The 16,011-nt window shown below is 45.6% G+C and carries 13 protein-coding genes; 1 reads left to right on the top strand and 12 read right to left on the bottom strand.

All coding sequences use genetic code 11. The features are described from left to right. Positions 1-48 precede the first annotated feature (48 nt). The 10 genes from E6W40_RS09080 to E6W40_RS09035 all read right to left on the bottom strand — a co-directional run bounded on the left by E6W40_RS09080 (position 49) and on the right by E6W40_RS09035 (position 11,365). A complete protein-coding gene (locus tag E6W40_RS09080; RefSeq protein ID WP_136605186.1) occupies positions 49-474 on the bottom strand; it encodes a DMT family transporter in 426 nt (141 codons plus the stop codon). Between the two features lie 193 nt (positions 475-667). Further along, positions 668-1,132: a DUF1259 domain-containing protein gene (locus E6W40_RS09075; RefSeq protein ID WP_136605185.1), complete on the bottom strand. Its 465-nt coding sequence runs from the start codon at positions 1,130-1,132 to the stop codon at positions 668-670. 150 nt (positions 1,133-1,282) lie between these two features. Then, positions 1,283-3,196: a threonine--tRNA ligase gene (thrS, locus tag E6W40_RS09070; protein WP_136605184.1), complete on the bottom strand. Its 1,914-nt coding sequence runs from the start codon at positions 3,194-3,196 to the stop codon at positions 1,283-1,285. A gap of 487 nt (positions 3,197-3,683) precedes the next feature. Next, positions 3,684-4,025 (bottom strand): DUF1801 domain-containing protein, encoded by a 342-nt coding sequence (locus tag E6W40_RS09065; RefSeq protein ID WP_136605183.1) that lies wholly within the window; start codon positions 4,023-4,025, stop codon positions 3,684-3,686. Positions 4,026-4,072: 47 nt separating this feature from the next. After that, positions 4,073-4,468 carry a VOC family protein gene (locus E6W40_RS09060; protein ID WP_136605182.1) on the bottom strand — a complete coding sequence of 132 codons (396 nt, stop codon included), beginning with the start codon at positions 4,466-4,468 and terminating at the stop codon, positions 4,073-4,075. 118 nt (positions 4,469-4,586) lie between these two features. Further along, complete coding sequence (locus tag E6W40_RS09055; protein WP_136606913.1) at positions 4,587-5,846, bottom strand: RNA polymerase sigma factor; 1,260 nt, start codon at positions 5,844-5,846, stop codon at positions 4,587-4,589. Positions 5,847-5,848: 2 nt separating this feature from the next. Next, positions 5,849-6,262, bottom strand: a complete 414-nt coding sequence (locus tag E6W40_RS09050; RefSeq protein WP_136605181.1) for a YciI family protein — start codon at positions 6,260-6,262, stop codon at positions 5,849-5,851. Between the two features lie 178 nt (positions 6,263-6,440). Further along, positions 6,441-7,562 carry a glycoside hydrolase family 88 protein gene (locus E6W40_RS09045; protein ID WP_136605180.1) on the bottom strand — a complete coding sequence of 374 codons (1,122 nt, stop codon included), beginning with the start codon at positions 7,560-7,562 and terminating at the stop codon, positions 6,441-6,443. Between the two features lie 274 nt (positions 7,563-7,836). Then, complete coding sequence (locus tag E6W40_RS09040; RefSeq protein WP_246072930.1) at positions 7,837-9,702, bottom strand: DUF2264 domain-containing protein; 1,866 nt, start codon at positions 9,700-9,702, stop codon at positions 7,837-7,839. Between the two features lie 406 nt (positions 9,703-10,108). Then, positions 10,109-11,365, bottom strand: coding sequence for an amidase (locus E6W40_RS09035; RefSeq protein WP_246073064.1), 1,257 nt, complete (start codon positions 11,363-11,365; stop codon positions 10,109-10,111). A 401-nt stretch (positions 11,366-11,766) separates the two neighbouring features. Between E6W40_RS09035 and E6W40_RS09030 the strand changes: the two genes are divergently transcribed. Next, the gene (locus E6W40_RS09030) at positions 11,767-12,474 is read left to right on the top strand and encodes a G1 family glutamic endopeptidase (RefSeq protein ID WP_136605178.1); all 708 of its coding nucleotides are present in this window, start codon (positions 11,767-11,769) and stop codon (positions 12,472-12,474) included. A gap of 96 nt (positions 12,475-12,570) precedes the next feature. On the opposite strand, the gene E6W40_RS09025 is transcribed toward E6W40_RS09030, so the two are convergent. After that, the gene (locus E6W40_RS09025; RefSeq protein WP_136605177.1) at positions 12,571-14,160 is read right to left on the bottom strand and encodes a response regulator transcription factor; all 1,590 of its coding nucleotides are present in this window, start codon (positions 14,158-14,160) and stop codon (positions 12,571-12,573) included. A gap of 23 nt (positions 14,161-14,183) precedes the next feature. Beyond that, positions 14,184-15,935, bottom strand: a complete 1,752-nt coding sequence (locus tag E6W40_RS09020) for a sensor histidine kinase (protein WP_246072929.1) — start codon at positions 15,933-15,935, stop codon at positions 14,184-14,186. Positions 15,936-16,011: the final 76 nt, after the last annotated feature.

Genomic DNA, 16,011 nt, shown 5'->3' with positions numbered 1-16,011 from the left:
GTTGTATCCCCCAGCCTTCTATGTTCATCTTCCGGGTTAATTATACGTTTAAAATTTCAGGATCACCACACCCGCAATCATCATGGCTATACCGAAAAATTGGGGGAGTCCCATTCTTTTCTTTTGCAGCCCGAACCATCCGTAATGATCCATCAGGAAGGTCAAAGCCAGCTGGGCAATGATAACTAACGCCACGGTTAGCGTTACGCCAATATGTTGAATGGCAGTCACATTACTGAAAATAATAACCGCTGCGTAGGCTCCTGCACTCAGGTATAAAGGTTTAACTTTTTTGAAGCCCTGCCTTTTAAAATCACGCAAGATGAGCATGACAATCAATGCTGCGACAAAGCCTGTGAACTGGGTTAACGCGGCTGCCTGCCACGTGCCGATGCCTTGACTGATTCTGGCATTGGCCACTCCTTGCAGTGTAATAAACGCGCCTCCTAAAAAGGCAAACAAAATTCCCCTCATCTGACTTAACTCCTCATCCATTCTTATTTGATAATAATTAAATAATAAATTGGGATTTAAAAGAAAGGACATATGTCCTCAAGCTTAGTGATGCTTAATAAAATAAATATGGAGAGCTGGTTTAAAGCTGTATAACTATGAGAAACACAAAATAAGGTGTGAATGGATTCCACACCTTATTTGTTTATCTCATTTACTTGCTATCTGTAGAAGCGATGGCTTCTTTAACCGTCTTAGCTAACGATTCAACATTCCCCAGTCCCTGAAAATGCAAATAAATGATCTGAGGCTGCTCGCCGATTAAATGGTTATGCACGGCAGATATTTCCACGTTTCCTTTGCGAAGCGCATCAATTACGGGATTCACTTCATCGCTGAGGAGTGCAAACTCACCAATAACTGCCGTATTATCACCTACTTTTTCAAAGTTGGCACCAAACCCAAGTTCAATCGTTTCAGGGGAAAGCTTTACACCCAAGTTCGACACAGGAATGTTCTTGCGCATGATCTCCAGCTTGCATACGCCGTTCTCCTGTCTCACTGTTGTGTTAAACATCTGATCGAGCACTTTACAATCTTTGTTCTCCGCTCCCATAATTCTGCCTGTAGGGATAATCAGAGATAGAACCACGATCATAGACATAATGATCCTCTTCATTAAGTTCCCTCCTCATGTTGTATTGAATTGTTATATTGTTTCACAGTTTTCAGGTGGTATTCAGCTTTATTCATGAACGAAATGATCATCAAAAAAACCCACTGCCATGTGAAATGAATCCACTTAAGCAATGGGTTTATTTAAGTCATCTTATTGTTTAGATGCAATTTCCTTAATTATTTGTTCCTTAATACTCTGGATCGTCATTGAGCCAAGATCCCCTTCCCCGCGTTTCCTTGCAGAGACGCTGCCAGAGTTCTTCTCATTTTCACCCAGCACCAGCATATAAGGCATCTTTTCCAGCTGAGCTTCACGGATTTTATATCCAAGCTTTTCGTTACGAATATCGATTTCGACCCGAATTCCTGCGTCTTCTAATGATTGCTTCACTTGAAAAGCATAGTCGACATAGTTCTCAGAAACGGGCAGCAGCTTCGCATGAACAGGTGCAAGCCACAATGGAAAAGCCCCAGCGTAATGCTCAGTCAGCATCCCCATGAACCGGTCAATGGAACCGTAAACTGCACGGTGGATAACGACCGGCCGGTATTTTTGACCATCTTCGCCGACATAAGTGAGATCGAATTTCTCTGGCATTTGAAAGTCCAGCTGGATCGTGCCGCATTGCCAGCTTCTTTTGAGTGCATCCATAATATGAAAGTCGATCTTCGGTCCGTAAAATGCCCCATCGCCTTCATTCACACGATAATCAATACCGCGGTTATCCAAAACATTTTGCAGCGATGTCTCCGCTTCAGCCCATAGCTCATCAGATCCCATCGAATCCTCTGGCCGTGTAGACAGCTCAATCTTATATTCAAACCCGAACACTTGATACATATGATCGATCAGCTCAATGATCCGTCCGATTTCTGCTTCAATTTGCTCAGGCAGGACGAAGAGATGTGCATCATCCTGGCAAAACGTCCGTACCCGCATCATCCCGTTCAGCGCCCCCGAATACTCATGCCGATGCACTTGGCCAAACTCTGATATGCGGATCGGCAGCTCCCGATAGGAGCGGAGCTTATTTTTGAAAATAAGCATATGTCCCGGACAGTTCATCGGTTTAAGCGCAAACTTCGTTTCGTCCACATTCGTGAAGTACATATTGTCTTTATAATGATCCCAATGTCCGGATTGTTCCCAGACGCGGTTGTTCATCATGAGTGGGGTCCGAACTTCATCGTAGTCTCTTTGTCTCTGCTGCTCGCGAGCGAAATTCTCAAGTTCTGTACGGATCGTCATTCCTTTTGGCAGAAAGAAAGGCATGCCTGGTGCTTCTTCCGAAAACATAAACAACTCAAGTTGCTTGCCAAGCTTGCGGTGATCGCGTTTCTTGGCCTCCTTAAGCAAATGAAGATGCTCATCGAGCTGCGCTTTTTTAGGAAATGCAGTTCCGTAAATACGCTGCAGCATTTTGTTGCTTGAATCTCCCCGCCAATAAGCACCCGATACGTTCAGCAGTTTGAACGCCTTGATACGGCCTGTTGAAGGAAGATGCGGCCCACGGCATAAATCGAAAAACTCACCTTGATCGTAAATGGATATTTCAGCATCATTCGGCAAATCGCGGATGAGCTCTAGTTTCAGCGGATCTTCCGCTTTTTCAAAGACCCGAATAGCTTCTTCCCTACTGACGACCCGGCGGATAATGGGCAGGTTCTCTTGCGTAATCTTGGCCATTTCCCGCTCTATCGCTTCGAGATCCTCCGAAGACAGCGGCTTCTCGATATCGATATCATAATAAAATCCGTCTTCAATAACTGGTCCAATGCCAAGTTTAACGCTTGTTTCTCCGTAGATCCGTTTAATAGCCTGAGCCATCAGATGTGCAGTACTATGTCTGTATATTTCCAGACCATCCTGGCTGTCCAGCGTTACAATCTCGATATGGCTATCCGCATCAATCGGTTGACTCAGATCAACAATCTTGCCGTTCAATTTGCCTGCAACTGCATTTTTCTTCAGACCGATACTGATGGACTCCGCAACTTCTTCGATAGTGGTGCCTTGCGGATACCTCCTAATTGTTCCATCTGGCAGCGTAATATTGATCTCCATGACTTTTACCTCCATTTCTTGGTATTTGTTTGATTTATGAACGCAAAAAAACGCCTCTCTCCACAAAGGGACGAGTGCGTTCAGCTCGTGGTTCCACCCTAATTCAACCTGCAAACATTTCAGCCTTGGCCCATGGGACAAAGAAGGATATGCAGGTTCTTATTGGTATCCGGTAACGGGGACAAGTCGGTGACACTTACTGCCGCTATCCATGGATGAGCGGGTTCAACGCCACAGCTACAAAGGGGTAATTTCTAACCGGTTACTGGAGAAGATTTCAGCTGGTACTTCTCTCTCTGGGCAGCTCGTATAAGAAATCATGTCTTTGATCAAAGCTAAGTTTTGAATTAACGTTATTATAATCCATAGTTATATGACAAAGTCAAGAAAATTATTTTTTTCAAAAAAAGAAAAACACCGCAATTCGAGTTGCGATGCCAGGTGTATGTCATATATATGTAATGTTCTTATTACTTTGCAGAAGATGTTAAAGTGCTGCGGATGCAAGGCTTACCCATCCCACCAGTTGTTCAGAATCAAACGTCTGTCCTTGACGCAGCTTCATCGTTTTTCTCTCCGGTGGACCATCAAACAATCCTTCGGGAAGCTCGATTTCACTCGTATTAAAGACCGTAAAACTAACCGCATCTTTCGAAGTGGAGATGACGGCTGCATATTTCCCGTTTTTCAAAAAATGGGGTTTCTTATACTGAATGCGCTCCTGCACTTCGGGAATAGCTTGATAGACAACCTCCCGAAGGCTGCTTGCAAGTTCTCCCTGCCAAGGTTCTTTAATCGCATCAATGAAATCTGTTACTTCCGGGTTCATATCATATTCTCCTTTTTCATCAAATAGAATCTTAAATTCTTAAATCTTTAATGTTTGACGATTTGCCATGTAACTCCGAACTGATCCACGACTTCTCCATAATAGGACCCCCATGGCTGAAGTTCGAAAGGATACTGAAGTACGCCACCTTCACCGAGATTGTCATATGCCGTGCGCGCCTCAAACTCACTGTCATAGGATAAGGACAGGCTAATATTCCGGCTGCCGGACACTTGTTGGAAAGAATCGGACATGAATAACGTGTTTGTGCCGGCAATAGTCAAAACCAGATGCATCACTCTGTCCTTGGCCTCTTCCGGTGTACCCGGCACTTCACCCAATGTCTTGACGGAGAGAATCTCACCTCCAAGGGCTTGCTTGTAAAACTCTGCTTGTTTTCTTGCATCCTCCGACATCACGTATGGATTTAATTGTGCTCCCATATTCAACAACCTTTCTCAATAAATTTTAGTTCGAGACTAATATATAACTTATTAACCCGTTCTCTATAAATACGACGAATGAAACGGAAGGAAATCGACAACCTTCTAAAACTTTTTTTTATTTTTTTTTGCATACCGCACACTCTGCAGCCCGTTTCAGCAAAAGTTCACGTTCACGTTCGTTCCGCGTCAACGATGCAGCATGTTCGAACTCTTCCTGAGCCTCATTGAACCGGTTTAATTTGTATAAAAGATCACCCCGGACACTTGGAAGGAGATGGTACCCTCTCAGCGACGGCTCCGCATTTAGTTCATCAACAATCTGAAGTCCAAAAGCCGGTCCAAAAGCCATTGAAATGGCTACTGCACGGTTTAGCTCCACGATGGGAGAAGGCGTCACGCGTGACAGCGCTTCGTACAAAGCGGCGATGCGCGGCCAGTCGGTCTCAGAAGCTTCATGCGCCTTAGCGTGACAGGCTGAGATAGCTGCTTGCAGAGCGTATGGGCCGTACGGTTGACCGAGTTTCTGACTTCGTTCGAGTGCAGCCAAGCCACGGTGGATTAGCAACTGATCCCATAATGCACGATTTTGATCCAGCAGGAGTACAGGCTCTCCTGTACGGGTGACACGAGTCCTAAAACGTGAAGATTGGATCTCCATCAAGGCAACCAGACCATGAACTTCAGGCTCTGCTGGTGCGATCTCTGCAAGCACACGCCCAATTCTTAATGCCTCCTGGCAAAGGAGTGGACGAATCCAATCTTCACCGGCAGTTGCTGAGTATCCTTCATTGAACATCAAATAGATAACTTCGAGCACCGCCGACATCCGGTCGTTCAGTTCTTCACCAGCGGGAACCTCAAAAGGGACTTTCGCGGAGTTAAGTGTCCGCTTTGCACGAACAATCCGCTGAGCTATGGTCGATTCAGCAGCAAGAAAGGCGTGGGCAATTTCATCTGTTGTGAGTCCGCATAACAAACGCAGAGTTAGTGCAACTCTCGCTTCCTGAGATAGAATCGGATGGCATGTCATGAAGATCAATCGCAGGAGATCGTCGCCGATCTCTCCGTCAAGCCTGCTGTCCAGATCTTCCTCCGTGTATAAATCCTTATGGTAGGCAAGCTCTTCATACTTCTGATCACGCAGTTTATTTCGGCGCAGGAGATCAATTGCTCGTCGTTTGGCTGTAGTCATCAGCCAGGCTCCCGGATTGTCAGGGATACCGGATTCCGGCCAACGTTCGAGAGCGATCACCAGGGCATCTTGAGCAAGATCTTCAGCGAGTCCAATGTCACGGACCATCCGGGTTAACCCTGCAATTAACTTTGCCGATTCGATCCGCCAAATCGCGTCAATGGTACGCTCTGCTTTTGACATATTCACAGCTTAAACTGCAGCCTGATCTGTTTTTGTATTCCCGCATGAGGGGATAATTCCTCCGGCTCAAACACCTGTCTAAGCTCGATCTCACCCTGCCCATTGCCATGCGGATCCGGCATGCGCATGGCCCACTCCACTGCTTCTTCCCTGGATTTGACCTCAATCAGCGTATAGCCAGCAATTATTTCTTTTGTTTCAGTGAACGGACCGTCGATGACTTTCGGTTTCCCGCCTGGTTCAGGGTATGAAATTCGGATTCCGCTCGAACTGGACTGTAGGCCATCTGCAGCCAACAATATTCCAGCCTTGGCCAGCTCCTCGTTGTATCTCAGCATGGCTTCCAGTAATTCTGGACTGGGCATTACACCCGCTTCAGAATCTGACGTTGCTTTGACAATCATCATAAACCGCATAGATTTGTTTCCTCCTGGTTTCTTTATGAGATCCTGCAAGTACTTATTTATTTCGTCTATTTCCGATTCATCTCCTTCATTTCCTTCATTTCCTGAACAATAAAGGAAGCCGACAACCAAAAAAACCTCTGAGAATAATGCTATCAGAGGTTTAGCCATGCATTACGATCAACAGATTCTATACATACCAATATCCCTTATTGCCTTTTTCAATCCGCACCAGTGCTTCCAGATAGAAGTAATCTCCCCAGATCATATAATCATCCGGAGCCCGGTCCCCCCTCACATGATAGGAGCCATGCTTCAGCAATCCTTCGGCATCTGCCTGACCTGTCGAAGCATAATGCTCCACCAGTGATTTCATGCTGCGATTGAGCGCGTCTTCGAACACAGTCCGGTCCGGATCGCAGTCTTCCATGAGTTCCAGCAGCTCAAGCAGGCCGCAGGCTGCAATTGCAGATGCCGAGCTGTCGCGCGGAGTGACGTCTTCAACCATAACATCAAAATCCCAATATACGACAGCGTCCTCGGGCAAATGCTGGATAAAATATTTGGCCAATCGTTTCGAAGTATCCAAAAAGGCTTCGTGCTTTGTATATCTGTAGGCTAGAGCGAAGCCGTAAATTCCCCATGCCTGACCTCTTGTCCAGGTCGACCCATCCTGATAACCTTGGTGGGTACCGCCCCGGAGCGCATTTCCATTCTCCGTGTGAAAATAAAAAGTATGATAGGAAGAGCCATCTCCGCGTACCAGAAACTTCTGGCTTTGCAGGGCATGCTGCATGGCGATATCATAATACTTGGCCTCACCCGTCTGCTCATGCGCCCAAAACAGAAGCGGGAGATTAAGCAAGCAATCGATAATCATCCTTCCTCCGTTGTCCGGATCGTCTTCTTTCCCCCACGCCTGAATAATTCCGATCCGTGGCCGCCACCGCATCAACAGCTTGTCCGCAGCCTGGAGAGCAGCATCACGGGCAGCAGAATTCCCGGTAACGCGCCATTCCGCTACCGCAGACAATGAATACAAGAAACCAATATCATGATGGTCTAAGGCCACATGCCGATCCAGCCTATCTTTAAAATTGGCGAGATAGGCTTCAGCCGCTTCTTTATAGAACGGATCTTGTCCGTACTCATAAGCGAGCCACATCATACCGACATAAAATCCTTCGATCCAGTCATTATTGTCTCCCCACTCGTACTTCTCTCCTTCGGTAATATGAGGCAATTGACCCGGATGTTTCAGGATATTTTGTTTTATTTTCAGGAGTGCATCCTCTATAGCATTGTTCCACATGTTCTTCATCTCCTCATCTAAATTAATAGAATCATAAAAGGCTCAACATCTATTTAGTGCTTGCCAAGATGCAAAATTAGCGAAGGGAACGGAATCGTTCTGAAGAAGCGCAGCGTTCGCCTTTGTCTCCGAATTTCTCCCCTTATGAAAAGATATAATCAAGAAATTTGGAGACAACAGCGATCGTAAGAATGATCCGTAACCGCAGCGGCCTGACTTCACAATGTTAAGAACTAATTCTAGTGTTGAGCCGATAATGACAGGCTTCATTCCTCTAAATCTCCATACTGAAATATACTGTCTTGCTCTCGGCATCCGATACGATAATCCGTCCCTCCGGCGTCTTTTCCACGACCGGTGGGAGGCTGTAATGCCTTTGATTCTCTTCGCTATTCGATGCTCCAAATATAGAGGATATCAGCAGATGTTCACCCGGTTCCATCTGAACCGTCAACGTAGGAATCATCGTTCTTGGCTTAAGCAGATTGGTATTGGCTTCGGGATATATCATGACTGCATTCGTATACCCCTGTACATTCACCACGCCACTAATGCCACCAGGCATCATGGCGGCGATTCGACCCGGTGCGGCTGCGACCGCATCTGCTTCCCGCAAGGAATAATCCGTCATTCTTCCTACCGCAAATCCGCCTTCAGCCGCAGCCAGGCAGCGGCTGGTGAGAATACGATGAATCCGCACATGCCACATTCCCGCCGGAATAAGCCAAGTCCGTACTTCTACATCACGCCAGGGGAGCCATCTCGAATAGACATATTGCTCATCAATAAGGAATTCCTCGCAATACCGCCTCACACGATAGTGCTCATCATTCTCGCACAAGGCAAGCGTTGAGTCGTATGCCCCTTGTGCCAGTCCATAATAACCTTTGGGAACACTGAACCCAAATCGTGTGGAATAGGCAAATTTCGAATATTTGGCTGCGTTATGCGCCAGCTCAAAATTAGCCATTTGGCCGGATGCCAGAGCAACAACATGCCCTTCATCCTCTGTTCGACAGAGAATCATCCTTGCATGAGGCTGCGCAGAAAGAGGTCTTAAAGTAGGCAGCGGTTCTTCTTCCGCAGACCAGAATGGATGATCATCCGGCAAATCCAAAATGATAAATGCTTTATATCCCCAATAAGGCGATCCAGGAGCATTGTAGCTCTCCCCCATGATCAAATTGGGATACGCATAACCGATGCTTAACAATCCATCGGACGTGAAGATAGGCTGAGCAAACCACCAGCGCAAATGCCGCATAATGATTCCTTTCATGACCCCAAGTGAAAACGGCTCAACACCGGCAAATACGAGCGCACACCAGAAGGAGACTTGAGCGAAGCGGTACGTCTGACTCCGACCGAAGGGTAGACTGCTTCCATCTTCGGCGAACCAATAGATGAACTGCTCGGCAAATGTCTTGGCACGCTCACGATACACCTTGGCACGTTCCGGGTCGTCATGCTCCATCAGCTTAGCGTAAATCAAAGTATAGTAATGCATCCCGAACGGAACATAGTAATCACGTTGATCCGTCTTCCCGTCCGAATACCATCCGTCACCTAAATAATAAGTGTCGATTGCCTCTAGGTATTCATCCATGATCGCCTGATTATAAGGCATTCCCACCTTTTTAAAGCCGACATTCACAAGCACGGTGAACATCAACCAATTGTTGGGATTGGAATGATCCACCAGGTTGATCTGATTAAGCCACCGGAATAGCTGCTGCTTCTCAAGTTCGCTGAGGGGGTCCCACAGCTTATGCGGAGCGAGTGCTAGTCCGAGTCCGAATACGGCCTGCTCAACCATCCGTTGGTCCTGAGTTACGAATTCTCCCCAGTACTCCTCATGCTCAGGATTGGTCCCATTGATTATTCCTTTAAGGTATGTTGGCCATAAATCGGATTCGCCGCCCCCGCCGGCATGGGGAACAAGCCCCCATAAGGGCCTTGAAAAAGCCTCCATAAGCGCTAGTACCTCATTGTGCATCGCGGCTGTGGATCCAAGCTGTAGGCCCGAGTTTCCGGAGGTGAAGTGATTTTTCAAAGGCTCCAATGTAGCAAGCACAGCCTGCTGCATATCAGCCTTCGTCCGAAACTGAAAGTGATGGGAAGACTTAACTTTCTGCTCCATGGTCCCTCTTCCTTTCTTCTGTTCAGAATGAAGTCCTAAAACATATATTCACCGGTCACATACTGATTTCCCGCTAAAAACTTTAAATTAATATTCGTTTTTTTGTCGTGAAACAAAGAAGCCTGACGAGTAAAAATACTCCGCAGGCTTCTTAACGCATGATCTATCCCGGTACCGCCCCAAATTGAATCCATTGATGCATACATCGCCTTCGTTTCTTCAAATTGTAGAACTGATCGTATCGTCAAACAATTACAAATCATTTACATAAGCTTTTAATATTTTCACTTCTTTAAATTTCATCATCTGATCGGCTGAATCAGCCAAATGACTACCTAAAAAAAGAAGTCATAGAGGCAGCATCTACCGGCGCCTATATGACTTCTAGTATTATTCGTTATTAAGTCTACTTATGTGAGTTCAGAACCTCGGACAACTGTTTCGACCAGTATATCAATTCTTCATCTCTCCCATAGCTCCCAATACACTGAAATCCTAAAGGCATATCATGAACTGTCGCTGAAGGTATGCTCATCGTTGGAAGTCCCGCATATGTCCAAATGGCAGTCATGCCGGCCCATCCTGTACGTCCTCCCGACAGTGGTGCAGTTCCTCCTTGTGCCGGAGATACCCAAAGATCGATTCCCTCCTTCTGTTGAATTTCCAGGAGATCATTCCTTAATGATATTTGACCCTTACGATAGCCATCCAGCTCTATCTCCTCCATCATCTGGCCTGCCAAGATCGCATCACGCACAGCCGGTCCATAACAGCCTTTGTGCTGCTCAAATAATATTTCATGCTCGCGGGCCATCTCCCCCTGAACGAACCTCAATAAATCATCGCCATATATAAACTCATCACTCCATGGCATATCAACCGTTCTTATTGTGAAGCCTTCCTCCTCCAGCTTCCTGATCTGGTCCTGAAAGGCGTTTCGAATTTCGTCGAACATTAAAGTCATATATACACCATTTGGGATACCCAGTACAGGTTTACGATCAGATCGAAATGGCTTCCACTCCGGAATGAGATGTGCTGAGATATATTCCATACTCGCCATATCCTGTGTGAATAAACCCAGCGTATCAAAAGATGGCGATAGCAATATGATGCCATCCATCGGGATGCGGGCATAACTGGGTTTAAAACCAACAATACCGCAAAAGGAGGCAGGCGCGGTAACGGAACGCAGTGTTTGCGTTCCTATCGCAACAGGACAAATACCGGCAGCTACAGCTGCAGCGGACCCCGCACTGGAGCCTCCTGCGGTGTGGTTCCAGTTGTGAGGGTTTCGGGTTGGAATAGGACCGGCGTAAGCGAACTCTTCTGTTACTGTCTTCCCTGTGACCCATACACCCATTTCACGCAATCGTTTTACGAAACTCCCTTCCTGTCCGGTAAGAGCGGCTGCAGGGAGATTTGATCCTGCATATGTAGGTAAGCCGTTGATGTGAATTAAATCTTTAATTGCTACCGGTATTCCAAATAGAGGAGGTTGATCATGACCTGAATATTTCATGGATAGATCATCAATCTCGCTCATAATTCTTTCTTCCTTGTTATTCTCATGAATAAAGGCTTGGATATGAGGTTCTACCTTAGCAAAACGATCTAAACTCTGAGCCAGATTAGATTGCAGTAACGAATCAGCAGTCCCCAAGTTTTGACGGAATAACTCTAAAGTACATTTCTTTGTATACAAATAATCCCCACCTTCATGATGATGAGAAACAAAATTCCTTTCGAGTCCAAATTTTAATTAAATACAAAATTAGCGTCTAAAAATAAACCTCAATATCCCAATAATACCTAAAATCACAACAACTCCTAACAACAAAACAATAAATATACTCATCCAATTAATAGACATCTATACTTTTAAGCCCCCCGATCGAACATCTCATATTTGACTTCTTCATATATGATAACAATTCAACAGCCTGTAAGGTTGCTTAATTCCTTTCAAAAACAAGCTTTTAATAACCTCCATATCCCCACTCGCACCTTCTATCACCGCATATGATAGATTATCGAAATTCAACTTCATAGGTGGTGGAATATATGAATAAGACTCACAGAGTATGCTTGTTGGAAAAGCCCGGCAAACCACAGCTTAACAGCTTGGGTTGGATATCTTCCAATTGGAGCGGCTATGCCATCTCTGGACGTACTAAATCGTTCCGGCGTATTTCCGCAAAGTGGACCGTCCCCTTTGTGCGGCCAAGTACCACACCATCCTACTCTTCAGCATGGATTGGAATCGATGGCTTTGGGAATACCAGCCTGATTCAAACGGGAACCGGACATGATTTTGTAAATGGAAAAGCGCATTACTACGCATGGTGGGAGATCCTCCCTAATGTGATGACTCTCATTCCCAAACCGGTTCAACCCGGTGATCGAATCCATGCGGTTATCTCAAAACTAAAGGGCTCTACCTGGCTTATTTATATGCGCAATACAACCCAAAACTGGACATTTAGGACAACAAAACGCTATACCGGTCCTCAAACCTCGGCAGAATGGATCGTGGAGGCACCTCAAGTAGGCGCTTTTATATCCAAAATGGCCCAAATCTCAGCAGTTTCTTTTACATGCTGCCGATTAAACGGCAGGAGCCCACATCTGACCTCAGCACAGCGCGGTATCATGATCCAAGGTAACACGGTGACCTCCATTCCTGGGGATCCCAACCGTTCGGGAGATGCCTTCGTTGTAAATAGTGCAAAGGGGCAATCGGCAAGCAAAGCACGTTCAGCAAAAAAATAGATATCTAATATTAACTTGCAATAATTGCATCTTATCTGCCGCTATTAGCGGAATTATAAAAGCCGGCTTACTTTTCCGTAAGCTGGCTTTACATATTCAAACCGATTGCTGCCTAAATTGCTGTGGCGAAGCATGATATACCTTTTTGAACATTTTGGAGAAATGCGAAAAGTTATGATAACCAAAGCTTTTCGCCACATCCGAAATGGGGATGGACGAGGTGATGATGAGGTCCTTTGCCAGCGACATCCGGACATGCAGTATGTAATCTGTAATTGACTCTCCCACCTCGCGTTTGAATAAACGGGACAAATAAGCAGGATTGAGATGCACGTAGCTCGCAAGCTGCTCTCTCGTGATCGGTTCGTTTAAGTGCTCTGTGATATAGTATTGGATACGCTGAATGACGGAGTGATTCTGATGCAGCTGATCATAAATGATCTGAATCAATCGAAGAGCCGTGGCTTCCAATTGCTCCAGATTACGGGGCTGGGCACTCAGCAGGATGCCTTCCTGATCCTGAAACAGCTCGAAGGCAGAAAGTCCGTTTTTATGAAGAATATAATGCATCATTTGCATAAATTCATGGCGGAACCCGTCGAGTTCACTGAGTGAAAGCCTCGGAATCTTCCACAGTTCTGCAATACGGCTATGAATCTCCTTCTGCAGTTCTTCCAGCTTTCCCTGCTCCAGCAAAATCGTCCAGGTCGATATCCGCGGAATCATGGTTTTGATCGAAGTCGTACCTAGTGATGCCAGTGTATAGACCTGATTGGACTTATTCAGATTATTATACTCAATCTCCAGCAGCTGCTTGTACGTATCCGCGATGTTATATAATGTGGAGCTCTCGCCAATATAGCAGGAAAGGTTGCAGCCAAAATATTTATGACAGCCCTGGATGTATTTTTCACAGCTTGTGTGCAGCTCGAGAATGGAATCCCCATCTCCTTCCGCACCAGCGATGATAACGACATTCACCCCCTGCTTGGTCTGAATAACCTCGCCTTTTCCGGAGGGCAGCAGCATCTCAGAAGCAGCTTTACGTATGGCATACTCCATCATCTCTTCATCCTTTGTGCTATACTCACGCAGCCATGATTCTACGCTTACCAGCACAGGCAGGAATACGGCATCCTGAAGTCCAGCAAGCTCATGCTCCTCGAGAATCCCTCCAATGCTATCCGGAGAGCAAACTATTCTTCCCGAAAACAGATCATTCCAGAATTTATCGGTGATAAGGGATTTTTTCTTGCGCCATGTTTCGTAATAAGGTTTATACTGCTCCCGCAGATGATGTAATTCACGTTCCTGTTTAATAGACTTTAATGCTTTGGCAATCGTCTCCTGAAGGACATCGAATTCAATAGGTTTTAACAAATAATCGAATCCATCCAGCTGGATGGCTCTTTTCATGAAATCAAAAGCAGAGTGGGCGGTTAGAAAAATGGTCTCTGTGCCGGGAGATATCTCGTTAACCCTCTCCAGCAGCTCAATTCCCGTCCCTTTCGGCATTTCAATATCACACACCATAATATCAATCGGCGTACGTTCAAAAATCTGCAATGCGTCACGCATATTATAAGCCTCATACACCTCGGACACCTGCAAATCCTGCCAATTCACGCCGCTTTTGATGCCCATCACCGCATAAATTTCATCATCTACAATCAGTGCCTTATACATGTGTGAATTCCCCCATCAGATCATCAATATGAAGTAAACTGCTCAACCGTTCGGAAAGGAAGTACAATTCTGACCCTTGCCCCTGCGCCGGGGGCATTATCAAACTCAAGGCATGTCGTCTGCCCAAAAATATGCTTCAGCCGGTACTGCACGTTAGAAATGCCTAAATGCTCTCCGTTTTGATTATCCAGGAAGCATCCCGATTGCAATGGCTGCAGCACGTCATCCGGGAAGCCGTTTCCATTATCTACAATCACAATCTCCAGTTGTTCTGTCCCAAGAAGACGGATATGAATGGAAATATGGAAAGGATGATCCATAAAATCAAAGCCGTATTTAATCGCATTTTCGATAAAAGGCTGGATTAACAACGGCGGTATGGCCGCCTTAGCTGCTTCATCAGCAAGTTGAATATGATAGGTGACCCGCTCAGGAAAGCGGACCTGCTGAATTTTGATATAGCTCTCCATATGCTCCATTTCTTCCGCGACCGTCACGGCAACTTGGTTGGTTTTGGTCGTAAAGCGGAAGTACTTCACTAGATTCATGCACATCAGCTGAATTACGCTGTAATTTTTAATCTCCGCCAGATTGTAAACGATGTTGATGGAGTTCAGCAGAAAATGAGGGTTTATCTGAAGCTGGAGATGCTTGAGTTCAGCCTTATGTGCTCTGATCTGCTCTTCATACACACTGATTTTCAGTTCATGAATCTCGGAGGCCATACTGTTAAACGTTTCATTGATAATACTGAACTCCTTTGCTTTGGAGGAATAGAGTCGGGTATCCCAGTCCCCATGCTTTATCCTTCTCATTCCCCGAACAAGATTGTTCATAGGTTTAAGAATAATATCGTTAAGATAGACCAAATAAATGATCAAAATGATCAGTGCCACAATCGAAATAATAATAATGCCCCTTCGGAAGTGATATAGATTCTTCAGCATCTGAGATTCCGGGACAAAAGCGCTCAGAATCACATCCGTTCCCTGGATCTGATTCATAACCACAATATATTTACGGTCATTTTTTTTCACAACCTGGTATACTTCATTGGATTCGGAGGCGTACGAGGTATTCAGGCGCTGCGAACCGATCGCTGTCGTGTTCGTAATCAGCAGCCCCTGATCACTTACGAAACTGGCGAAGCCATCTTCCAAATGGATTAAGTCCAGCGGGATCATCAGATTTTCCATCTCCACGAAGGCTCCCAGATAAAAGTCATCCCCTGTATCGACCAACCTTATTAAAGCATATTTGTGATCGCTGTATTCAATAGCCTTCCATTCGCGAAAAAAATCACTATCCGGCCGAACTTCCTTGACCAGCTTTTCGATGGTGGATTTGATCGATAGTAATTCTTCATAGGATTGCGTTTTAATTGGCGTGTTGAACAGATCCTGTTTTTGGACGGAGTAGATGAGTTGAAGATCAACACTGTTATCGAACCGGTGATACCGTGTCAAGGTGTTTAAGATTCCGGCCTTGGCCAAATAGTATTCATCAGGATCATTTTGCAGCTGCGAAAGAGCAGCAATGTTCGGGTCTTCTACCGCGATATTGTACAAAAAGTTCGTTTCTTTGTTTAGTGCCGCCTCAATCTGGTGCGAATAGAGAATCATCGAGTTTTTATTCGAATCGGCGACCTGCTCTCTGATCGTGTTCGAAGCATAGTAGTTATTGTAGAGCAGCAGAACGACCAGAGGCACGGCAATGGTAAAAAAACCAATGATCAGCTTAAAACGAAGCGAGTCTTTAATATTCAACATATTCATCAGCTACCCCGGCTCTATAAAAAGAATCTGTACAATGAACGTAAAGCATTTCATAGGTTCATCTACTCTCTGAGTA

The sequence above is a fragment of the Paenibacillus dokdonensis genome (assembly GCF_004916975.1).
Lineage (GTDB): Bacteria > Bacillota > Bacilli > Paenibacillales > Paenibacillaceae > Paenibacillus_AQ > Paenibacillus_AQ dokdonensis.
Note: the sequence above shows the minus strand (reverse complement) of the source record. Positions and strands in the feature narration are given on the sequence as shown.